The organism is Acidovorax sp. KNOB132 (genome assembly GCF_057541515.1).
The window spans coordinates 1-19,763 of record NZ_BAAJYT010000061.1 but is presented as its reverse complement, the minus strand read 5'-3'; the positions used below and the strand labels follow the sequence as shown (position 1 = coordinate 19,763).

At 62.0% G+C, this 19,763-nt stretch carries 21 protein-coding genes and 3 pseudogenes; 5 read left to right on the top strand and 19 right to left on the bottom strand.

Annotated features, from left to right (window positions below):
- Nucleotides 1-9 precede the first annotated feature (9 nt).
- From AC27IO_RS10920 to AC27IO_RS10895, 6 genes and pseudogenes are all read right to left on the bottom strand, one after another.
- Nucleotides 10-324, bottom strand: coding sequence for a phage terminase large subunit (locus AC27IO_RS10920; protein WP_487088772.1), 315 nt, complete (start codon nucleotides 322-324; stop codon nucleotides 10-12).
- Nucleotide 325: 1 nt separating this feature from the next.
- On the bottom strand, nucleotides 326-766 hold the full coding sequence (locus AC27IO_RS10915; RefSeq protein ID WP_498738951.1) for a terminase small subunit-like protein: 441 nt from the start codon (nucleotides 764-766) through the stop codon (nucleotides 326-328).
- A 282-nt stretch (nucleotides 767-1,048) separates the two neighbouring features.
- Nucleotides 1,049-2,227 (bottom strand): hypothetical protein, encoded by a 1,179-nt coding sequence (locus AC27IO_RS10910; protein WP_487088774.1) that lies wholly within the window; start codon nucleotides 2,225-2,227, stop codon nucleotides 1,049-1,051.
- A 50-nt stretch (nucleotides 2,228-2,277) separates the two neighbouring features.
- Complete coding sequence (locus AC27IO_RS10905; RefSeq protein WP_487088803.1) at nucleotides 2,278-2,586, bottom strand: hypothetical protein; 309 nt, start codon at nucleotides 2,584-2,586, stop codon at nucleotides 2,278-2,280.
- 105 nt (nucleotides 2,587-2,691) lie between these two features.
- Nucleotides 2,692-2,964 (bottom strand): hypothetical protein, encoded by a 273-nt coding sequence (locus tag AC27IO_RS10900; RefSeq protein WP_487088775.1) that lies wholly within the window; start codon nucleotides 2,962-2,964, stop codon nucleotides 2,692-2,694.
- 51 nt (nucleotides 2,965-3,015) lie between these two features.
- Nucleotides 3,016-3,141 (bottom strand): annotated as a pseudogene (locus AC27IO_RS10895) (recombination-associated protein RdgC); the annotation flags it as partial.
- 33 nt (nucleotides 3,142-3,174) lie between these two features.
- On the opposite strand from AC27IO_RS10895, the gene AC27IO_RS10890 reads away from it, so the two are divergent.
- From AC27IO_RS10890 to xth, 5 genes and pseudogenes are all read left to right on the top strand, one after another.
- Nucleotides 3,175-3,603, top strand: a complete 429-nt coding sequence (locus AC27IO_RS10890; RefSeq protein ID WP_498738949.1) for a hypothetical protein — start codon at nucleotides 3,175-3,177, stop codon at nucleotides 3,601-3,603.
- A gap of 605 nt (nucleotides 3,604-4,208) precedes the next feature.
- Nucleotides 4,209-4,307: pseudogene (locus AC27IO_RS10885) on the top strand (IS5/IS1182 family transposase); the annotation flags it as partial.
- Nucleotides 4,308-4,362: 55 nt separating this feature from the next.
- Nucleotides 4,363-4,797 carry a hypothetical protein gene (locus tag AC27IO_RS10880; protein WP_487088779.1) on the top strand — a complete coding sequence of 145 codons (435 nt, stop codon included), beginning with the start codon at nucleotides 4,363-4,365 and terminating at the stop codon, nucleotides 4,795-4,797.
- Between the two features lie 195 nt (nucleotides 4,798-4,992).
- Nucleotides 4,993-5,394, top strand: a complete 402-nt coding sequence (locus AC27IO_RS10875) for a helix-turn-helix domain-containing protein (protein WP_487088781.1) — start codon at nucleotides 4,993-4,995, stop codon at nucleotides 5,392-5,394.
- Complete coding sequence (gene xth, locus AC27IO_RS10870) at nucleotides 5,394-6,170, top strand: exodeoxyribonuclease III (RefSeq protein ID WP_487088783.1); 777 nt, start codon at nucleotides 5,394-5,396, stop codon at nucleotides 6,168-6,170. The genes AC27IO_RS10875 and xth overlap by 1 nt, the downstream gene beginning before the upstream one ends.
- A gap of 36 nt (nucleotides 6,171-6,206) precedes the next feature.
- Here xth and AC27IO_RS10865 read toward each other — a convergent pair whose 3' ends face one another.
- The 13 genes and pseudogenes from AC27IO_RS10865 to AC27IO_RS10805 form a co-directional block, all read right to left on the bottom strand.
- Nucleotides 6,207-6,713: a hypothetical protein gene (locus AC27IO_RS10865; protein WP_498738948.1), complete on the bottom strand. Its 507-nt coding sequence runs from the start codon at nucleotides 6,711-6,713 to the stop codon at nucleotides 6,207-6,209.
- Nucleotides 6,685-7,737, bottom strand: coding sequence for a hypothetical protein (locus AC27IO_RS10860; RefSeq protein ID WP_498738947.1), 1,053 nt, complete (start codon nucleotides 7,735-7,737; stop codon nucleotides 6,685-6,687). The genes AC27IO_RS10865 and AC27IO_RS10860 overlap by 29 nt, the downstream gene beginning before the upstream one ends.
- A gap of 277 nt (nucleotides 7,738-8,014) precedes the next feature.
- On the bottom strand, nucleotides 8,015-8,983 hold the full coding sequence (locus AC27IO_RS10855; protein WP_284411663.1) for a ferritin-like domain-containing protein: 969 nt from the start codon (nucleotides 8,981-8,983) through the stop codon (nucleotides 8,015-8,017).
- 196 nt (nucleotides 8,984-9,179) lie between these two features.
- Nucleotides 9,180-10,796, bottom strand: coding sequence for a nitrogen regulation protein NR(I) (gene ntrC, locus AC27IO_RS10850; RefSeq protein ID WP_284411661.1), 1,617 nt, complete (start codon nucleotides 10,794-10,796; stop codon nucleotides 9,180-9,182).
- Between the two features lie 42 nt (nucleotides 10,797-10,838).
- Nucleotides 10,839-11,912, bottom strand: coding sequence for a nitrogen regulation protein NR(II) (glnL, locus tag AC27IO_RS10845; protein WP_372588198.1), 1,074 nt, complete (start codon nucleotides 11,910-11,912; stop codon nucleotides 10,839-10,841).
- Between the two features lie 5 nt (nucleotides 11,913-11,917).
- Nucleotides 11,918-12,424 (bottom strand): hypothetical protein, encoded by a 507-nt coding sequence (locus AC27IO_RS10840; protein WP_284407295.1) that lies wholly within the window; start codon nucleotides 12,422-12,424, stop codon nucleotides 11,918-11,920.
- Nucleotides 12,425-12,618: 194 nt separating this feature from the next.
- Nucleotides 12,619-14,034, bottom strand: coding sequence for a type I glutamate--ammonia ligase (gene glnA / locus AC27IO_RS10835; protein ID WP_272551879.1), 1,416 nt, complete (start codon nucleotides 14,032-14,034; stop codon nucleotides 12,619-12,621).
- 169 nt (nucleotides 14,035-14,203) lie between these two features.
- The gene (locus AC27IO_RS10830) at nucleotides 14,204-15,025 is read right to left on the bottom strand and encodes a competence/damage-inducible protein A (protein ID WP_317355782.1); all 822 of its coding nucleotides are present in this window, start codon (nucleotides 15,023-15,025) and stop codon (nucleotides 14,204-14,206) included.
- Nucleotides 15,022-15,897: an EI24 domain-containing protein gene (locus AC27IO_RS10825; protein ID WP_487088793.1), complete on the bottom strand. Its 876-nt coding sequence runs from the start codon at nucleotides 15,895-15,897 to the stop codon at nucleotides 15,022-15,024. Before AC27IO_RS10825 ends, AC27IO_RS10830 begins: the two co-directional genes overlap by 4 nt.
- 37 nt (nucleotides 15,898-15,934) lie before the next feature.
- Nucleotides 15,935-16,978 (bottom strand): sterol desaturase family protein, encoded by a 1,044-nt coding sequence (locus AC27IO_RS10820; protein ID WP_498738946.1) that lies wholly within the window; start codon nucleotides 16,976-16,978, stop codon nucleotides 15,935-15,937.
- Nucleotides 16,979-17,016: 38 nt separating this feature from the next.
- Nucleotides 17,017-17,698 (bottom strand): annotated as a pseudogene (locus tag AC27IO_RS10815) (polysaccharide deacetylase family protein).
- Between the two features lie 150 nt (nucleotides 17,699-17,848).
- Entirely contained in the window at nucleotides 17,849-18,814 is a 966-nt protein-coding gene (locus AC27IO_RS10810) for a YncE family protein (protein WP_498738950.1), read from the bottom strand.
- 155 nt (nucleotides 18,815-18,969) lie between these two features.
- A complete protein-coding gene (locus AC27IO_RS10805) occupies nucleotides 18,970-19,710 on the bottom strand; it encodes a 16S rRNA pseudouridine(516) synthase (protein ID WP_498738945.1) in 741 nt (246 codons plus the stop codon).
- Between the last annotated feature and the right edge of the window lie 53 nt (nucleotides 19,711-19,763).

Below are 19,763 nucleotides of genomic sequence, written 5' to 3'. Positions count from 1 at the left end.
CAGCTACGGCTACCGGCGTGCAGCCCCGCACAGGATTAGCGCACCATTGGCGCCGCGAATCTCCGTGTCCAGGACCTCATAGAAAGACGTCAGCCCCAGCTTGACGATTTTGTCCTTCAGCAGCCGGTGCACAGAGTCGCGCATCGACTTCTGGATTTCGCGCGCGCAGAAGATACGCAGGGGCTTCCTTGCGCCCAGGTCGAGCAGCACCTCGGCCACGCCGTGAGACTTCCCGCCGCCGCGCCCGCCTTGCAACACCTTGTATCGGTACGGTTCATACAAGCCGGCCAGCTTCTCGGGAAGCTGTAGATTCACCGCCAGCACGTCAATCCTCTTTGCGGACCTGCGGGCGCACGAACGTCACCGTGCTGGCGATCTGCAGGGCACCGCCATCCGGCCCGGTGTGCACCGCCTCAATCTTGTCGCCGTACTTCTTGGGGGCCATCTTGCTGGCGAGCCACTTGCGGGCATCGACGCGCAGACGGTTGCGGGCGACAGAAGTGGGATCAACACCTCTTCCGTGTTCCTCTCGTCGTCGTCGTTTGAGCCGTGCTTGTCGGCCTTCACCATGGTGCACTCTTCGTCGGCAATGGCCAGAATGTCCTCGGCCATAAAATCCGCCTGCGCCTCGCGCGCGCATGTATTGGTCCTTGAATGCGGTCTTGTCATCCTCGGTCAACCAGCGCAGCACCGTCGCCACACCCAGCATTCCTGGCATCGCGCAGATCGAGCGCAGGCTATTGCCCGTCGATAAGAGCGTGCAGATGCTGTCGCACCGCAGGGCTATAACGATTGGGAGCGGCCCGAGTTGAGGGGCTCTTACGAGGGGGCGGGCTCTTGCGTGCTGCCCCCGCCTTGCTTTTGGCCTTCACGGGCTTGGCAGGCTTTGGGGTTGGTTTTGTCATGCCGCGAAGCTGACAGGCTTGGCACGGCTACAGGGGCGCACCGGCAAGGACAAGCCCTGGCGCTCTACAGCTCGGGGCTTGCTCGGGATCGGTTAGCGGGATGCCAGGGCTAAGCATTCTTACGGGCTGAAACTGCCAACTGGTCAGGCTTTCCGCTGTTTTGCCAAGTCCGCAATGGTGTCCATTCCTTTGATGATGATGGCTTGAGGATCTAAGCCATACGATGGAGCTTCATCTGATTTGCCACCCCGAAAGAAAACGCGGAGAGCCAGCTCGGCGCGAAGTTTTGCGCCGGCCTCACCTTCCACAGTTTTAAGGAATGGCTCTAGGACAGAAAAGTCGAGAGAAGTCCTGCGCAACTCTACAGCTTGCGCACGGTGCTTCGCAGATTCACGCGCCAAATACGCGGTAGGGACAGCCATCAAGAGCGAAATGGCAACCCGTATCGCACCGGTCCTCCACTCCAGACCAGCGAACGACAGTTCAAACAGCGTGCCTCCTAGAAACAGAAGTGTCGCCCCCATCAGCCCAATGGAGAACCACCGAAAGAGATTCGCCGACGACTCCTCTTTCGCCGAACTTCCGACATAGCCTCCGGATAAGGTCGTCGCGGCCATTTGGTCAAGCATTTTCAATGCTTGGTTCTTATACCCTTCGAAAGCAACAAGCTGTTCATTGAGAGTGCTAGACACCGCAGTGAAATTGCCGCGTATATCTTCGACTTGCTCGTTTAGCTCTTTGCGAAAGATATCTGCTTGTGAAGCAGTGAGCGCCTCCACCCGTTGCGCAGACGCATCCGCAATCTCTCCGAGAGCCTGAAGGCGTGCCTCTATGACCGCAATCTGCCTCTCAGTTTTCTCCGCAACTCCGGCGAGTCCAGCATACCTCTTGTCGATTGCGTCAAAAGAATGCAGCAGTGCTGCCGGAACCATAGAGTCGTCGAAAGGAGGAGGAGGTGTAGGATGGCCACCTACATGAGCGGCGGCATACATCCTTAAATCCTGGCTTGCATCCCTGAGGCTATCTGCAATTTCCTTTCCGATATTTTTCAAAGAACTCGATTTCTGCCACTCATCAGCTATCGAATGTCCATAGATACCTACTGCATCCGCGCTGTCAACTGCAAGATCAATATTATTCTTATGCCAGCGCTCGTAGAAGCTACTTAGTCTTTCTGCGATAGCGCTAGCCGGCTCCATCACAGATTTAGGCGGTGCCCCCTCATTGAGGTTAAGCAGCGTTATATATGCATCACGAACCCTCTGAACCTTAGTGAAGAGTTCCTTGGAATTGACTGCAGCGGCAGGGTATGGATTTTCCATAATTCACACTTTGCTAATTTTTAAAAAGTGTAATGCTGAACGCTACGACTTCATTTGCACAACGAATAACGAAAGACTGACTTACGCCCGGGTAGCGCGACCTCTTCAGACTTGATGTGCCTCTGGTCCCTGAGGAACTGCAGCGCCCAGTCGATTTCCCCCTTGGAGCGGCCCAGCGCCATCACCAACTCGTAATGGTAGAACCAGCGGCCCGGGCTATGCCGCAGATAGCGCAGCAGCACGTCGGTGCCGCTGCCTGACCGGATCACGCCGGCCGGCCTCGGATTGTTCTGACGGGGCTTGTCCTGCTCCTGGCGCGTGCCCAATTGGCCCGCTGTCCAGTTGATCGGGTCGTGCATGTTGCTCACGGCCTACTCCCTCAAGTCATTGCGCGGTAGGCCTCACCCCGGCCCGACTGCGCAAGCGCCTTGCGCGAGGCCTCTTGCGCCTTTGCCACCATGTCGTCACGGCCAGCAGCCTTGCACAGTTGGGACGAGGTGGTGCAGGAACGTTTGGTACTTGAAGGCCTTCGCTTCCTCCTGCAGCGCGACGATTTCAGGGCGCAGCAGGTGCAGGGCCAGCTTCAGATCGGCGCGCCTGGCATCCAGGGCAACGCGGGTTTTCAGTGGGCAGCTCACACCGTCCACCACGTAATCGCGCTTGTGGTTCGCCAGCGCCGCCTCAACCGTCAGCAGCTCGCTGCGCATCGCATTGAAGCGCTCGATCTTCTCGTCCATCGTGCCCCCTGAAAAATGAATGTTGCGTTTGCAACATAATTTTTTTTAGAAGGCTTGTGTAAGTTTTTTCTTACCCCGCAGTGCCACCGAGAGCCCTGGCAGCGCCTCCACCAGCAACGTGACCACCTCGTCCGCGCGTGCCTGGCTCGCAGTGTCCAGCACCAGCAGACGGGCATCCAAACACAGGCCTACGTCTCGCAGTTCTCGGTAGTGGCCATCAATGGCTACCAGCTCCGAGACGCCCTGAGCCTTATCGTACCGGCAGGCTCCGCCGAGCAGCTGGCTTCCACCGTGTGCGTGCAGCCGGGGCCAGCCAGAAAAACCAGAAATGGCGTCGAACCGGCGGGCCTCTTCTGCTGGCTGCAGGAATACCCGGACGAGGGCAGCGTTCGCCTCGATGAGCACCCCCGCCCGGAGATTGCTGTGGCGAGCCCTTCGGACGCCCGAGCGTTTCAGATCCTGCTGAAGGTCGTTGAGGCTGCGCGCTGGGTCGAAGCCCACTCGGACAAGACACGCCAGCCCGACGCCTACCGGCTCGTGCGCGCCGCGCTGAATCTTGCCTCTCCCCTCATCAACTCGCACATCGACGCGATGTGCAATCCCGTAGCGCCAACCGCCGCTGAAAAGCACAGCCGGTGAAGTCCCCCTCACTCTGCTGGGCCGACGAAGCCGACATTTAGGACAGCACGTTCGACGTGATGCAAGTCGGCGACCTGCGTTGCCGCAGCGCCGTCTTAACACTGACCGAGTAAGCCAAGACTGCAGCCTAACCATAGGCCAGGCCAGGCCAGGCCAGGCCAGGCCAGAGCACAGGCCAGACATCGTGCCGTGCGCTGCATCAACCGATGCCGGTCGCCTAAACCAGCATACGGTCATCCAGGCAATGCAACCTGGACGTGGCCTAGACAGAACCTACTTTGCAGGAACACAGAGGCCGCTGACATGGATCACACCAGCCACTTCTACAGACATGGCAGGGATGGCCCCTCCAAGTCGAATGATCTCAGCTTCGATATCACTCCGAGCGTGTGCCACTGCTGCGCCCAACTCGTCAACTAGACCAAACAGGTGTTTCACAGGCTTTCCCGGGTTAATCTCCAATTCGTGCTGCAACTCTGAAGAGCGGTCGTGACTGTAAAGACTGCGTGGGTAGCAGCCCAGTTTGGAAGGTCAAGCACGGGGATAGACCTAGAGCGTGTTATGCACTTTGAGTAATCCGGGATCGGTGAAGCTAGAGTGCGGGCATGCCCCGCAAGCCCCACCCGACGGATGTCAGCGACGAAGAATGGAGTTTCGCTGGCCCCTACCTGACGCTGATGGAAGAGACTGCACCGCAGCGCCGAAAACCAGCGGCGGCGTGCGCGCGCGCGGATCGCGGAGCTGGAACACAGCAGGGCGATGGACGGCGCGCAGTTGCGCAAAGTCTCAGAGGAGAAACGCCTCCTGATAAACGCTGTCGATGAGGCGCGCTACATCCTTGGTGACAGCGTGGCTCTGCCGCCCCAAGCCGTCCCGATCAGACTGCAGCAAGGGCAGCAATCGTTCGCCATCGCGCCCAGGGAGCCAATGGGCGACTTCCTGTGGGCCACCTTGCACGAGCCCGTGCATGTAAAGCTGGAGAGCATGCATGCGCTGGTGCTGGAGACGGAAAAGCGGCAGACCGATATGGGCCTGCATGTGCGCGTGCAGTTGGCAAATGGTGACTGGGCCTATGCCATCTCCGAGACGGCAATGCGCCGCATGCCTATCGACGCCCTGCACGCGCTGCTGGAAAGCGACCTGTCCCGGCAGGTGGCCGCGTTGATTGCCAAGCACATCCAGGGGCGTCGATGACCAACTCCACAGCCCCCGACTGGTCCGCGGCAGACCGCGCCTACCGGCTACACCACCTCACCCGTCAGCAGTGCGTCGCCGCTGGCATCAGCCCCCGCCACGAGCGCTGCGATGAAGGCGCGGCCTTGTGGACCACATACAAAGAGGCGGGCAACCCGCCGCAATTCGCCTGGCTCAGCCGCGGAGAGCACCGCAGTGACCAAAGCAAACCAACCAGCCGCCGGTAATCGCCGCGTGCACACGTTCCCGTCACCTCATCGCACACCGCCACCGCAGGTGGACACGCTCACCGAGCCGTCCCACCTGTTGTACCGGATCGCTCGGGCCTGCCAGAAGCTGGACGGTTCACGCTCCACGGTTTACCGCCTCGTGAAGGACAAGAAGCTGGTGCTGGTCAAGCTGGGCGAGCGGGATCACCGCAGCCAGCATGAATCGGTACATCCAGCAGCTCGAAGCGCGCAGCGATGGGTAGGATTGGACCCGTCGATCTTCCGCGCTCCAAGCGCAGCAGAGTTGGGTAGCTGGCCGGGTAGCCAGCCACCCTATCGCCGATTAACCACATCTAAGCCTTTGATTAATAAGGCATTGGAACAGTAATGCAAATTGCCACATGGAACATCAACTCTCTCTCCGTGCGCCTGCCCCAGGTGATCGCCTGGCTCGCCGACAACCCCGTGGACGCGCTGTGCTTGCAGGAACTGAAGCTGGTGGACGAAAAGTTTCCCCATGACGCGTTGAAGGAGATCGGCTACCACGCGGTGGCCTTCGGCCAGAAAACCTACAACGGCGTTGCCATCCTGAGCCGCACCCCGCTGCGCGACGTGGTGCGGAACATCCCCGCCCACGAAGACGCGCAGGCCCGCGTGATCGCCGCCACCCTGGACACCCCGGACGGCCCCCTGCGGCTGGTGAATGGTTATTTCGTCAACGGCCAGGCGCCAGGGTCGGAAAAATTCGCCTACAAGATGCTGTGGCTCGAAGCGCTGCACCGCTGGCTGCGTGAGGAACTGCAGGCGCACCCGCGCCTGGCCCTGCTGGGCGATTTCAACGTGGCCCCCGAAGACCGCGACTCGTTCGATCCGGTGGGCCTCAAGGACACCATCCACCACACCGTGGAGGAACGCGGCCATTTCCAGCAGCTGCTGCAACTGGGCCTGACCGACGCCTACCGACTGTTCGACCAGCCCGAAAAGAGCTACTCGTGGTGGGACTACCGCATGCTGGGCTTCCAGAAGAACCGCGGCCTGCGCATCGACCACATCCTGGTGAGCGAAGCGCTGCGGGCGCGCGTGACCGCTTGCACGATCGACCGCGCGCCGCGCAAGAACCCGCAGCCCAGCGACCACGCGCCGGTCGTCGCCACGCTGGACTGACCAACGAAACCGCGGCCCCTCGCGGGCCGGCGGCGGTCAGCGACGGGCCGTGCCCGCCAGCCCCATTTCCACATCCAGCGGCCTGCGGGCGGTGGTCCCCAGGCGCTCCTGCGCCCAGGCCATCACGTTGGGCGCCTGCTGCCAGCCGTCCTGGATTTTCCGGGCGGCGTATGCACCGCCCTGGGCCACATACGGGACCCCGATTTCGATCAACCCCGACATGAGTCCGAACAGCATGACCGACGAGGCCCGCTTGCCCGCCAGCATGCCGGCATCGGCCCGGTCGGGGGGCAGCGATGCCGGCGATCCTGCGAGGTCGATGCTGGCGTTGGCGGCAAAGAGCTCGGACGCAAACAGGCCCACCGTGGCCACCACCGCGACCGGCACGGGCGAGGTCACCAGGGATTTGGCGCCCTGCAGCGCCGACGGGCCCATGGCCTTGATCCTGTCGCCCCAGGAGGTCTGGGTCTTGTCGATGACTTCGGGCAGGTCGTCGCGCAGCAGCATGCGGGCGTCATATGGCACCGTCTGCGACAGCTTCATCACGTTTTTTCGCCCCAGCGGCCAGCATGCCGCCGAACCCATCGATGAAAGTCGCGTCGATGCGGTCCGCCCAGGCACGGTTCACGCTGTGGTCGCCCCGGCCCTCGATGGCAGCCTGGATGTAGGGCTCCACCGTCCTGGGCAGGTTCTTGGCCACGTTGAGACCCGCCGAAACGCCCGCGTTCTTCAGAATCTCCGCGTGCGGATCCGGCCGCAGCGACGCCGGCAACCGGGCGTTGCCGCCATAGTCGTTGTAGATGCCGGGCTTGATGATGGCCCCGCCCACCACGCTGGTGAACACATCGACCGCGCCCACGCCAACGCCCACCGCCAGCCCCAGCAGCGAGGGATTCCTGAGCAGCGTCAACGGCAGCATCGCCACCAGCTTTTCGTTGGCCGCCGTCATGCCGGCCATGTAGCCCGCGCCGTCGGCAAAGCCCATCCCGATAAAACTCAGCACCGCATCGTGCCGCCACGCCTGGCTCAGGAAATCGTGGAGCTTCTTCGGGGTGTCGATGCCTTTCGTGAAAAGCACTTCGGTGTTGCGCTCCAGCCGCGCGACGACGTCCGGTGCCTGCGCGGCGGCCGGGCCCAGGAGAGCGGCGATGGTGTCCTCGACAACGTCATGCAATGCCTCCTCCCGAGGGAGAGACGTCCTGCCAGAGAAATAGACCGATGTCTGATCGGACACACTGTCGGACAGGTCAACCTCGACGAACGAAGCGGCCTCCAGGAAGATTGACCCAGGCGCGGCGGCATGTACGTCTGCGGCCGGCTGCACCAGCCCCGATGGGCGCGGCAATTCGGCCCGGGGCGAAGGCATGGCGGCACCGCCGTTCACCCGGCCAGAGCGCGGAAAAAGCGGCTGCAGCCCGTCGGAAGACACCGTGGTGCGCGTACGGGAGCGTTGCTGGGGCTCAGCCCTGTTGGCATTGGCCTCGTGCCGATCGGCACCAGGAAAGCTCTGACCCCGCTCGGGGACCGGTCGCCGTGCGGATACCGGGCTGCTGTAGATTGCGTTCATGAAATCCCCCCCTTTGTTGTGAACGAAATGGTCGACCGGGTTGTTACAACACCGGTGAACCGCTCACTCTAGGGTTCGTCCATGGACCGTTCAAAGCCCCCAGGCGAAGCGCCGCAGCACGATGCGAACGGATGTGAGGAATTGCCCGCAGACGAAAAAAAAGCCCCGGGTCCGGGGCTTTGGGGGTATTTGGTTGCAGCGAAATGGACGCCGCCATGGTCACCGCGGTGGCGGTGACAGCGGCTCCTCACCTTTCGCAGAACCGGCTATACAAGCGTTATGCCGCAGCCTGGAAGCGATTGCGCAAGGCACGCACTTCGTCGTGGTTGCGCTGTGCGCCCTCGGCCTGGCGTTCCACCATGGCACGCACGTTCGCCGGCAGGGACGCCTTCAGCGCCTTGCGGTAACGGGCCACGGCCGCGTCTTCGCCGCGCTCGCACTCTTCCAGCACCGCCTTGTCGTCACGGGTGGACATCGCCGCCTTGACGGACACCCAGCCGCGGTGCAGTGCGCCGGACATGGAACCACCGCTGGAAGGCTCGCCGCCATGGTTGCGGATTTCACGCTCCAACTCGGTGGCGGCCGCCGCACATTCGCTGGCGTGGCGCAGGAAGATGCCCTTCAGTTCAGGCGAGTCGGCGTGCTCGGCCGAAGCCTTGAAGCCGTATTCGCCATCGCGGCAGGATTCGAGCAGGTCGTCCAGCACATCGACCACGTCGTCGTTGTCCACCAGGGCAGTGGTGTTGTCGTAGGTGTTGCCGTAAGCGGAGTCGGAGCCCAGCGTGGTGCCACGGCCTGCGCGCTCCCAGGCGGCGCGGGCAGCGGGGCGGGCCTCTTCCCACTCGAGGCGGCTGGTGGAACGTGCCGTGCCCCAATCGCGGGCCAGGTTGGGTTCGACGGCGTCGAAATCGCCGTCGTAGCGGCCAACCGAACTCCAGCCCAGCTCGTAGGCAGGACGGTATTCGTCATAGGCGCGGCCCTTCACGTAGTAGGGCTCGCGGTCGTAGCTTTCACGCCAGTAGGCATCTTCCACGGTGGGGTTGACCGACTCGGCGGCGGCCTTGCCGGCCAGACCGCCGACCACGGCACCCGCCACACCGCCGACGGCCGCGCCGATCGGGCCGCCGAAGGCACCGGCCGCCGCTCCCGCCATTGCGCCACCAGCAGCGCCGACGCCGGTGCCCACGGGGTGCGCGCCAGGCTCGTTGGTCAGAGGGTCGCGGTTTGCATCGTTGAAATCGGACATGAAGTAACTCCGGTTGGTTGAACAGTGCCTTCATTCTTCAAGGCATCCATTGCGCCGGAGGTCGGCCTGTGCACCGCACGCCTGTAGGACTCGTGCCTGCACAGGCCTGTGTGAAAACACTGGCCGAATATTGCTTCTTTGCTACAAAATTAATAGCTACATGCCGGCGTTTTCATTGCCGTGGAGGCCTTTTTTTTCATGCATCTTCGGGCGCGTCCAGGCCCAGCTCCTGGATCTTGCGCGTGATGGTGTTGCGGCCAATGCCCAGGCGCTGCGCCGCCTCCATGCGCCGGCCGTGCGTGGCGGCCAGCGCCGTGCGGATGAGGCGCGACTCGAAGCGCCGCGACAGCGCATCCCAGACCTCGGTCTGCCCCCCGGACAGCAGCTTGTGCGCCTCGGCCTCCAGCGCCTGCTCCCAACCCGGCGAGTCCGCCAGGATCGCCTGCGACGCCCCGGCCGGCGGGAAGGCCGTCCCCAGGGCCGGTGCGGCAAACACCCGGTCTTCCCGGGGCACCGCCGCCGCAGGAATGGCCGGTGCAGTGCCTTGTAAAGCCGGGGCCGCCAGCGTGGAAACCGGCGCCTCGCTGCGCGGCTCAGGCACGGCCGGTGCAGCTTCCAGTGGCGCCGCCGCCACGGGCGCCTCTAGCACTTCGGGCGGGAGGTCCTGCAGCGAGATCACCTGCGCCGGCGCCATCACGGTCAGCCAGTGGCAGATGTTCTCCAGCTGCCTCACATTGCCAGGAAAGCCGAACTGGCCCAGCCGGACGAGCGCGGCGTCGGAGATGCGCTTGGGTTCCACGCCCAGTTGCCGCGCGCTCTGCTGCAGGAAATGCCGCGTCAGCATGGGCACGTCTTCATGGCGCTCGCGCAGCGCGGGCAGGCGCAGCCGGATGACGTTGAGGCGGTGGAAAAGGTCTTCACGGAACACGCCGTCCTTCACCCTGCGTTCCAGGTCCTGGTGGGTCGCCGCGATCACGCGCACGTGGGCCTTGACGCCGGCATGACCACCTACCCGGTAGAACTGGCCATCGGACAGCACGCGCAGCAGCCGCGTCTGCAGGTCGAACGGCATGTCTCCGATTTCATCAAGGAACAGCGTGCCGCCTTCCGCCTGCTCGAAGCGCCCGCGCCGCTGCGTCTGCGCGCCGGTGAAGGCGCCGCGCTCGTGGCCGAACAGTTCACTCTCCAGCAGGTCTTTCGGGATGGCCGCGGTGTTGATGGCCACGAAGGGGCCGCCGGCCACGGGCGAATGCTTGTGCAGCGCGCGCGCTACCAGCTCCTTGCCAGAACCCGATTCGCCGGTGATTAGCACCGTGACCTGGCTCTGGCTCAGCCGCCCGATCGCCCGGAACACGTCCTGCATGGCCGGGGCCTGTCCCAGCATTTCAGGGGTGGCGGTCTGGCGCTCTTCGGTGACTTCTTCGCGCTGGCTTTCTTCGACGGCGCGGCGGATCAATTCCACCGCCTTGGGCAGGTCGAAGGGCTTGGGAAGATATTCGAAAGCGCCGCGCTGGAAGGCCGAGACCGCGCTGTCCAGATCGGAATACGCCGTCATGATGATGACGGGCAGGCCCGGCTGCTGTTCGCGCACTTTCTCCAGCAGTTGCAGGCCCGAGCCACCCGGCATGCGGATGTCGCTCACCAGCACCTGCGGACCTTGCCGCTCGGGATCGCCGGGGGTGATTTCAGCCAGCGCTTCCAGCACCTCGCGCGGGTGGGTGAAGCTGCGCGTCGGCAAGCTCTCGCGTGCCAGCGCCTTCTCTAGGACGAAGCGGATCGAGGGGTCGTCATCTACTATCCAGATCGGCTTCATGTGTTGGTTCTACCTTGTTCCCATGGATTGCTTATCGGGACCTCAAGGCAAAGGAATGAGGATTCGGAAATCGGTGCGACCCGGCACGCTGTCGCACTCGATCAATCCGTGGTGCCGCTGCACAAAGGTTTGCGCCAGCGTCAGCCCCAACCCCGATCCCCCATCACGCCCTGTCACCAAGGGATAGAAAATCCGCTCCTTGATGGCTTCGGGCACGCCCGGTCCGTTGTCGATGACATGCAATTCCAGTGCCAGCCGATAACGCTGCCGGCCGAAGGTGACCTGGCGCGCCACGCGTGTGCTCAACGTGATCAGCGCGTCGCCTACGGCGATGCGATCCGTGAGCACCTGCGCCGCGTTCTGCACGATGTTCAGCAGCGCCTGGATGAGTTGTGCGCGGTCGCCGCGGAACTCGGGAATGGAGGTGTCGTAGTCGCGCTGCACTCGCAGCCCCTGCGGGTACTCGACCAGCACCAGCGACCGTACACGCTCGCACACCTCGTGGATGTTCACGTCGCCCACCAGGTGTGGATGGCGGTGCGGTGCCAGCAGGCGATCCACCAGGCTCTGCAGCCGGTCCGCCTCGTGGATGATGACCTGGGTGTATTCAGTGAGCTCGGGATTGTCGAGTTCCATCTCCAGCAACTGCGCCGCGCCGCGAATGCCGCCCAGGGGGTTCTTGATCTCGTGCGCCAGGTTGCGGATCAACTCCTTGTTGGCCAGCGCCTGTTCACGCAGGCGCTCCTCGCGGTCCTGCCGGGCCTGAGCCTCCAGGGGCCACAGCTCGACCAGGATCTCGCCAGTGTGCTCTGCGACCGCCAGGTGCACATGAACGGGCATCGCATCCTGCTGCTGTGCACGGCGCAGCGCGGCCTCGAAGCGCAGCGCGGCAAAGTCCTGTCCGCGCGCTCCGGCCAGGGCTGTCTGCAGCAGCGCCGGGTCGGAAAAATAGCCGCTGAAGTCAGAGCCTTCGAGCGTGCGCCGCGACAGCCCCAGCATGTTCTCCAGGGACGCATTGGCGAACAGCACGGCCCCGTCGGGTTGCAGCACGGCCACGAGCGTGGACACGAGGTCCAGCGCCTGGTAGCGCGCGGTATCGGGTTTGGAAGAAGCCACCACGCTCAGCGATTGGCCGCAGGCAGGCGGGCGAGTTCGCGCTTGATGCCGGCCACATCGCTGTCCGCGCGGGCGAGGCTGGCCTTCAGCTCGGCGGTGCGCTCCATCCACAATTGGGGGTTGCGCAGTTCGAGGGCCGTGCGCTGGGGCTCGCCGTTGTTGTATTCCTTGGCGATCTCGGCCTGACGTGCCTCGGCCTTGCGTAGTTCGGCTTCCAGGATGGCGCGCGCATCGGAGTCCCTTGCGCGCTGGTCGTTGGTGTCCACCCGGGGGGCGTTGGCGGGCGAGGTGCTGGCGCTCGGCGCGCTGCCACCCGAGGCCGCTGGCGCCCCGCCTGGCCGCGCACCCTGCACGACCGTCACATTGCCGCCTTCGACCAGTTTGCAGCCACGCTCCTTGGCCTGGCTGGCATTGTTGGTGTATTCATTGCCGCAGCGGTAGATGCGATCCTGCGACCACGCGGCGGGCGCCACGGCGGCGATGGCCATCAGTGCGATGAGTGTTTTTTTCATTCAGGTTCCTCGCAAGGCATGCCGGCGGCATGCGGGAGATGCCAGGGGAGTATCTCCCAATCGCTGGGCCTCGCCAATCGGCGCCCCCGGTCGGGAGCGGTTATTCGCCCAGGGACCACGGCGCTGGCAGCGCCATGAAAAAAGGCGGCCGAAGCCGCCTTTTGGGGGTGTGTCCCGTGGCCGCAGCCCAGGGATCACAGCGAGTAGTACATGTCGTATTCCACGGGGTGGGGAGCCATGCGGAAACGCGTGACCTCGCCCATCTTCAGGTCGATGTAGGCGTCGAGCATGGAATCGGAGAACACGCCGCCCTTGGTCAGGAAGCCGCGGTCCTTGTCCAGATACTCCAGCGCCTGATCGAGGCTGTGGCACACGGTCGGCACCAGCTTGTCTTCCTCGGGCGGCAGATGGTACAGATCCTTCGTGGCGGCTTCGCCGGGATGGATCTTGTTTTCCACGCCGTCCAGGCCGGCCATCATCAGGGCCGAGAAGCACAGGTACGGGTTGGCCGATGGATCGGGGAAGCGTGCCTCGATGCGGCGGCCCTTGGGGTTGGCCACGTAAGGAATGCGGATCGAGGCCGAGCGGTTGCGGGCCGAGTAGGCCAGCTTCACCGGGGCTTCGAAGCCGGGCACCAGGCGCTTGTAGCTGTTGGTGCCAGGGTTGGTGATGGCGTTCAGGGCACGTGCGTGCTTGATGATGCCGCCGATGTAGTACAGGGCGAAGTCCGACAGGCCGGCATAGCCGTCGCCAGCGAACAGGTTCTTGCCGTCCTTCCAGATGGACTGGTGCACGTGCATGCCGGAGCCGTTGTCGCCAGCGTAGGGCTTGGGCATGAAGGTCGCGGTCTTGCCGTAGGCATTGGCCACGTTCCAGACCACGTACTTCAGGACCTGCGTCCAGTCGGCGCGCTCGACCAGCGTGCTGAACTTGGTGCCGATCTCGTTCTGGCCAGCGCCCGCCACTTCGTGGTGGAACACTTCGACAGGGATGCCCAAAGATTCAAGGATCAGGGACATTTCAGCGCGCATGTCCTGCGTGCTGTCGACGGGGGGCACGGGGAAGTAGCCGCCCTTGACCGTGGGACGGTGGCCGCGGTTGCCACCTTCGAGCTTGGCGCCGGAGTTCCAGGGCGCTTCGTATTCTTCGATCTCGAACATGACCTTGCCGGGCTCGTTGGACCAGCGCACGCCGTCGAAGATGAAGAATTCAGGCTCAGGACCGAAGAACGCCGTGTCGCCCAGGCCGGAGGCCTTCAGGTAGGCCTCAGCGCGCTTGGCGATGGAGCGGGGGTCGCGGTCGTAGGCCTTGCCATCGCCCGGCTCGATCACGTCGCATTGCAGGAACAGCGTGGTTTCCTCGAAGAACGGGTCGATGTTGGCGGTGTTGGGATCGGGCATGAGCTGCATGTCCGAAGCTTCAATGCCCTTCCAGCCCGCCACCGAAGAGCCGTCGAATGCGTGACCCGAAGAGAACTTGTCCTCATCGAAATGGGACACGGGCACAGTCACGTGCTGTTCCTTGCCGCGGGTATCGGTGAAGCGAAAGTCAACAAACTTGACCTCGTTCTCCTTCACCATCTTCATCACGTCTGCAACGGTCTTTGCCATCAGGTTCTCCAGGATTTAAGCGCTTGTTGAAAAAAACACCACGAAAGAAAAGCAGGTTGCGTGCCAGCCAGGTGCTGCAATGCACTAAGGCGGAGCACGCCCTCCTCCAAACCTGCCGCGCCACCGAATTTGCACCATTAAAGTGCAAATCATCGAGCGCAGCGTCGTTTCAAATATCTCGCACCATTTCAGGGCCGCAGTTTGCACCAAATTCATGCAAAGCCGCCTGCAAAGCGGTCCAGGCGGCAGGTACAAGCTCTGCAGGCCCCTTGACGCCGAGTTCGATATGGCGCCCGTGCACGGGATGGTCCACGCTCGGCAAGCTGAAAACACGTACCGACGCGTGCTGGCTTTCAATGCGCTCCATCAACGGCGTCAAAGCTGCCTCCATCGCGCCGTAGACGACGACGGAGTGCTCGGTTTGGGGCGCACGGTTGAACCACTGCGCACAGTGATGGTCCAGCACCCACTCCACCATCGGCCACGCCATCACGGGAAAGCCTGGCACGAAGTGCACGGCACCACCGGCACTGCCATCGCATGAAAAACCAGGAATCTTGTTGTACGGATTCGGGATGATGCGAGCCCCCTCGGGAAACACCCCCATGTTCAGCCGGTGCACATTGTCCGCACGGTCGGGTTCATAAGCCACGCCCTGCTCCATCGCGACATCCTGCATCCGCTCCCGAATCAGCGATTCGGCCTCCGGATGCAATCGGAGCGGAACGCTCAGCGCGCGCGCAGCACACTGGCGGGTGTGATCGTCGGGCGTGGCACCGATGCCACCACAGGAAAACACCACATCCCCGGAAGCAAAGGCTCGCTGCAGGGTCGCGGTGATGCGGCCTGGGTCGTCACCCACATAGTCGGCATAGGCCAGCTGCAAACCGCGCGCGCCCAGCAGCTCGATCACCTTTGGCAGGTGCTTGTCGGCGCGCTTGCCGGACAGGATTTCGTCGCCAATGATGATGAGTCCGAAAGAGGGGGTCATGGTGTCGGGTTTGCGAGGGCAATGGGGGGAAGGATGGGGGCAGGTGGAGTGCCAACGCCACCACCAGGACCGCCAGCGTGCTCGGCGCGCAACTGCTGCAGCGCGTCCAGCGCGTAGTGGGTAAACCACAAGGAGGAGAAGGCGAACACCAGGGTGTAGATCCAGACGGCCAAAGGAATCAGGACGAAAAACGCCGCGGCGAACAACACCCCGGACGCCCAGACGATTCCAGGCGCTGCCCCCAGGTAGCCGCACAAGATGCCGATGGTCAGCAGGCGCATGCGGTGGCGCTTGAAAATGGCTTCGCGCTCCTGTCGGCTCGCATGCTCTGCCAAGGCGTCAAACGCCATGACGCGATAGGTCAGCCAACCCCAGATCAGCGGTGGCAGCACCAGCACCAGCGGTGGAATGAGCCAGAGCGGAACGGACACCACCAGCGCCGCCATGGCGGCCATCGTCGCGCCGAGAGACCATGCCAGGCTGGCCACCATCGACGCGCCGCGCTTGCGCTCCAGCAATGGGAAACGGCGCCTGGCCACGACTGTCACGAGCGCAGGCGTCATGATCACTGCGACCACCAGCACCGAAACGATCATGATCACCGGTGTCGAGAGAACCACCACGATCAAAGGAGCGATGGCGGCGGGTGCCTGCTCGATGCCCCAGGCCTGGAACCATCCCCACACCATCGCCAGAATGTCCGATGACTCCAACGCCGAGCGGACCGCCTGCACCGCAATGCCCCAGAAAAAATGACTGGCCACCCAGGCCAGCAGCAGCATGAGCAGCAACGGCAGCAGGGAAAGCGCAATCACGCGGGGGTGCAGGCAATAGGCGGCAGCGCGCCAGAAGGAATCGATCAGCAATGCCATGGCGCGAGCATAGCGTGGACACGAGTCCAGTCGGCGGCTAGGCTTTGCCCAGCAGGCGCAAAACACCTCGCCACTGCTGCGCCCAGAACCCTTGCCCATAGTTGCGAACGCGGCCATCCGGCCCTGGCTGGACCTGATCACGGACGCCGGTTGGATCGTATCGGAGTTCGAAATTGGCAGTCCGAAAGAGCATGTCCCACCAAGGCAGCAACACGCCGAAATTGCAGCCGCCCAACACCGTGACGGGCTTCTGAACGGGCTCGGCCTGGACATACCGCTCCGCCATCACTTTCGTTGGAGACGGGACTGAGCGCATTGCCACCGATTCATGCCCGATGCCGATCGCATGGTGCAGGCGGTGAAACCGGGGACTCACCCAGAGACGCTCCCCCCAGCGACCGAACCACAAACGCAAATTGGCATGATGGAAGTTCTCGCTCAACTGGGTCAAGGCCACAATGGCCACGAATTGGCCCGGGGCCACACCGATCAGTTGCGCCACAGTGACCACGATGGCATCCCGAAGCAGATCATCCAGAAGGTGGTTGCGGTTGTCGCTCCACATCGTCATTTGCCGCTGCGAATGGTGCAGCGAATGCAGCCGCCACCACCATTCGAAATGGTGTTGTCCGCGGTGAATCCAGTAGTCCAGAAAATCAAACACTGCCAGATAAACCAGCAGGCTGACCCAAGGCAGGTCGGTCACGCCCGGCCATAACGCATCCAGATGGAACGTGCTGATCCCATCCATGCGCAGCGCACCGAAAAATGCATCCCACAACGGATCGACACTGAAAAAAAGCGCCAACCGGAACAAGCCGAGGCGGTGAATCAGTGTGTAGAGGATGTCCGTTCGCACCGCAGCCCGGTCAATCAGGGGCTCCACGGGCCGCCAGCGCTGCAGCGGCGCAATGATTGCCAACATCACGACCAACTGCAGCAATCCGACCAGCAGCCACCCGGTGGCAGCATAGCCATCCTCCAACAGCCCCGCCATGCCCGTTGCGAACATGACAGGCTGAATCACCGACTCGAACAGCCATTGCTGTGCGGTGTCGAAACCGTTACTCAACCAATCCATCGCTCACAACTCCTGTCCTGTCCATCGACTGTTTGGACTCAACGCTTGCCCGCCAGCCAATCACGGTAATCGGGATGGTCATTCAGCGTTCTGAAGCAGAACCCGCGCTGCTTCAACCCGTCGATCAGGGGCTCCAGCACCGTTGGAGCCCACGGGTCCTTCCGCGACCAGATACCCAGATGGGCCAGCAGAATGTCTCCGCCGCGAATATTGTCCAGCGCTTTCTTCAACAACGCTGCATTACTGAATTTCTCACTGGGCAGTTCATCGCCCAAGAAACCTGCCGGCGACCACCCCACGTGCGCATAGCCGCAGGATTTGGCAACGGCCAGAAGGCGAGGCGATGTCTTTCCGCCAGGCGCTCGGAAAAGTGGAAGGGGTGCCTTGCCCGTCACTTCGCGCAGGCGATCGGAAGCCCTTCGTATCTCGGTGCAGTACTGCTCTGCGCTGAGTGTCAAATCCTTGCCTGCCTGGGGGCCAGATGAGGAACGCACATGGAACTGCGGCGCATTCGGCGCACCAGCATCGGCGCGCCAATAGGTATGGTCCATCGTGTGAGAGGCAAAAGCATGCCCCTCTGCCGCCCGGGCATGCCACCACGGTGCCCACGCAGCCCCCAAACTGCCATCGCCCGTTTTTGTTTTTTCATTGGCTGCAAAAAAAGTGACGAGGACTTTTTTTTCGTTTAAGCACATCAGCAACCAAGGGGGCAATTTCCATGTGCCCCGTATCGAAGGTCAGGTACAGCGGTTTCTGACAATCCGCAGTTTCGGCCGCTAACGCAATATTGACGGGCACAGATGCTATTAAAAAAGTAGCATACAGCCCCAAGAGCGTCTGGTTGCGCAATGCCATCTTTTCCTTGAGTCCTCAACGTGGAGCGTGCTGAAGGGTCCAGACGCCGTGAGGCGATTTGCCCACATTGATTTTCTGAACGACCTTCCGTTCTACCGTGTCGATGACCAGCATCTTGCGAGCCCATCGGGCACTGACGTAGATCCATCGGCCATCGGCAGAAACGTCCATGCAGTCTGGTCCGCCAGGCGCCGGATAGGTATCGACCACTTGACGTTTGACCATGTCGATCTTGCTGATCGTATTGGCCACCCGATTGCTGACAAACACATGGCGCTTGTCACCCGCGCCGCGGAACGCATGGGCACCGCTACCGGTCTTGATCCTTTGGACGCTGCGAGGCGCATTTTCAGACACGTCGAACACCTCGACGCTATCGCTGCCAGTCAAACCGATGAACAGGAATTTATCGTCTGGGCTCCCGTAGATATCGGCCGGCATGGCGCCGGTCTTGATTCGCCATTTGATCTTCTGGGTTGCGATGTCGATCGCCACAAGTTCATCACTGTCTTGCATCGTGGAGTAGACCGTTCGGCTCTGGCTATCCACCCAAAGATGACTCGGGGTTTTGGCCGTCGCCACCCTTTGTACCAAAGTCAGGTCTTTGCCATCCCAACGATAAAAGTCCACGTGGTTCAAGCGATTGGCCGCGGTGATCAACCACTTCATATCGGGGGTGAACCGCAAATGGTAAGGATCAACAATGCCTCGCACCGTGCGTTGCACTTGAGCGGTCTTCGGATCAATGAAGGTCAGCGTATCTGCCAACGCATTTGCCACGACGAGAGATTTCTCGTCTGGTGTCAGGTACATGTGGTGCGGCTCTTTCCCCGTGGGAATCCGAGAGGTTTCCGTCCAAGTAGCCGGATCAATCACGCTGATATCCGCTTCAAGCGAGTTCAGCACGAACACAGGAGGCGGTGACGAAGGGGCCGCACTGACCACGGTCGCAGCAAAAAAAAGTCCACCCCAACAACGCACCGCGGAAACATCCGCCAAATGAAAACTTCACAGCATGTACTTTCACAACACGCGGCAGTGTAGCCGGTGCAAGTACACCGCATCTGCCCATTCAGGTAACAACCCAGCGCCTCTTCAACCACCCCAAGAGACCAAGATTGACGGTCGGCGGCAGGCTAGCTCGTCAATGCTGCAAGATCCTTGTCATCAAGCCATTTCCACTGCCCTGGCGCCAGATCCGCCGGCAATGCCAGATTGCCGACACGCGACCTGTGCAATGTCTCTACCCGGTTCCCCACTGCAGCGAGCATGCGTTTGACCTGATGGTACTTACCCTCCGTCAAAGTAAGGCTTACACCGTGATCGGATGTCTGAACACAAGCAGCGGCTTTCACCGCAACAGGATGGTCATCAAGCACCACGCCTTCGAGCAAGCGAGCAATTTGAACTGCGCTCACAGGGTGTTTCGTCGCCACTTCGTACACTTTGGGAACATGTTTTTTGGGAGAGCTCATGCGATGAATGAATTGCCCGTCATCGCTGAGTAACAGCAGTCCCGTGGTGTCTTGATCCAAACGCCCTACCGCTTGCACACCCTGTATCGCACTTTTACAAGGTCGTTGTCGCAACGGCACAGGCAGCAATGTATAGACACTTGGATATGTGGAAGGCTTCTGAGAACATTCGGTCCCAGATGGCTTATGAAGCATCACATAGGCTTTGGGTTGGTACACCCACGTTTCCTCTTGAACCTGAAAACGCAATCCATCCGGAGTTACATCAACGGAGGAATCCACGCAAACGCTGAATGCATTAGCTTCCGGGTCAAACAAGCGCACTAAGCCCCGTTGAATCAACCCTGCACATACCCTTCGTGTTCCGAAACCCTGAGAATAAAGAATATCTGGTAATTGCATGTGACTACAACTGTATTGCTTGATTCAAAATTTTCTTCCCCAAAGCAAAACGC

What these genes read in the sequence shown, in the direction of transcription:
- AC27IO_RS10910 (WP_487088774.1), bottom strand. Translation starts at nt 2,227, where the DNA reads ATGGAAAATCCATACCCTGCCGCTGCAGTCAATTCCAAGGAACTCTTC.
- AC27IO_RS10905 (WP_487088803.1), bottom strand. Translation starts at nt 2,586, where the DNA reads ATGCACGACCCGATCAACTGGACAGCGGGCCAATTGGGCACGCGCCAG.
- AC27IO_RS10900 (WP_487088775.1), bottom strand. Translation starts at nt 2,964, where the DNA reads ATGGACGAGAAGATCGAGCGCTTCAATGCGATGCGCAGCGAGCTGCTG.
- AC27IO_RS10880 (WP_487088779.1), top strand. Translation starts at nt 4,363, where the DNA reads ATGGACGGCGCGCAGTTGCGCAAAGTCTCAGAGGAGAAACGCCTCCTG.
- xth (WP_487088783.1), top strand. Translation starts at nt 5,394, where the DNA reads ATGCAAATTGCCACATGGAACATCAACTCTCTCTCCGTGCGCCTGCCC.
- AC27IO_RS10865 (WP_498738948.1), bottom strand. Translation starts at nt 6,713, where the DNA reads ATGAAGCTGTCGCAGACGGTGCCATATGACGCCCGCATGCTGCTGCGC.
- AC27IO_RS10860 (WP_498738947.1), bottom strand. Translation starts at nt 7,737, where the DNA reads ATGAACGCAATCTACAGCAGCCCGGTATCCGCACGGCGACCGGTCCCC.
- AC27IO_RS10855 (WP_284411663.1), bottom strand. Translation starts at nt 8,983, where the DNA reads ATGTCCGATTTCAACGATGCAAACCGCGACCCTCTGACCAACGAGCCT.
- ntrC (WP_284411661.1), bottom strand. Translation starts at nt 10,796, where the DNA reads ATGAAGCCGATCTGGATAGTAGATGACGACCCCTCGATCCGCTTCGTC.
- AC27IO_RS10840 (WP_284407295.1), bottom strand. Translation starts at nt 12,424, where the DNA reads ATGAAAAAAACACTCATCGCACTGATGGCCATCGCCGCCGTGGCGCCC.
- glnA (WP_272551879.1), bottom strand. Translation starts at nt 14,034, where the DNA reads ATGGCAAAGACCGTTGCAGACGTGATGAAGATGGTGAAGGAGAACGAG.
- AC27IO_RS10830 (WP_317355782.1), bottom strand. Translation starts at nt 15,025, where the DNA reads ATGACCCCCTCTTTCGGACTCATCATCATTGGCGACGAAATCCTGTCC.
- AC27IO_RS10825 (WP_487088793.1), bottom strand. Translation starts at nt 15,897, where the DNA reads ATGGCATTGCTGATCGATTCCTTCTGGCGCGCTGCCGCCTATTGCCTG.
- AC27IO_RS10820 (WP_498738946.1), bottom strand. Translation starts at nt 16,978, where the DNA reads ATGGATTGGTTGAGTAACGGTTTCGACACCGCACAGCAATGGCTGTTC.
- AC27IO_RS10805 (WP_498738945.1), bottom strand. Translation starts at nt 19,710, where the DNA reads ATGCAATTACCAGATATTCTTTATTCTCAGGGTTTCGGAACACGAAGG.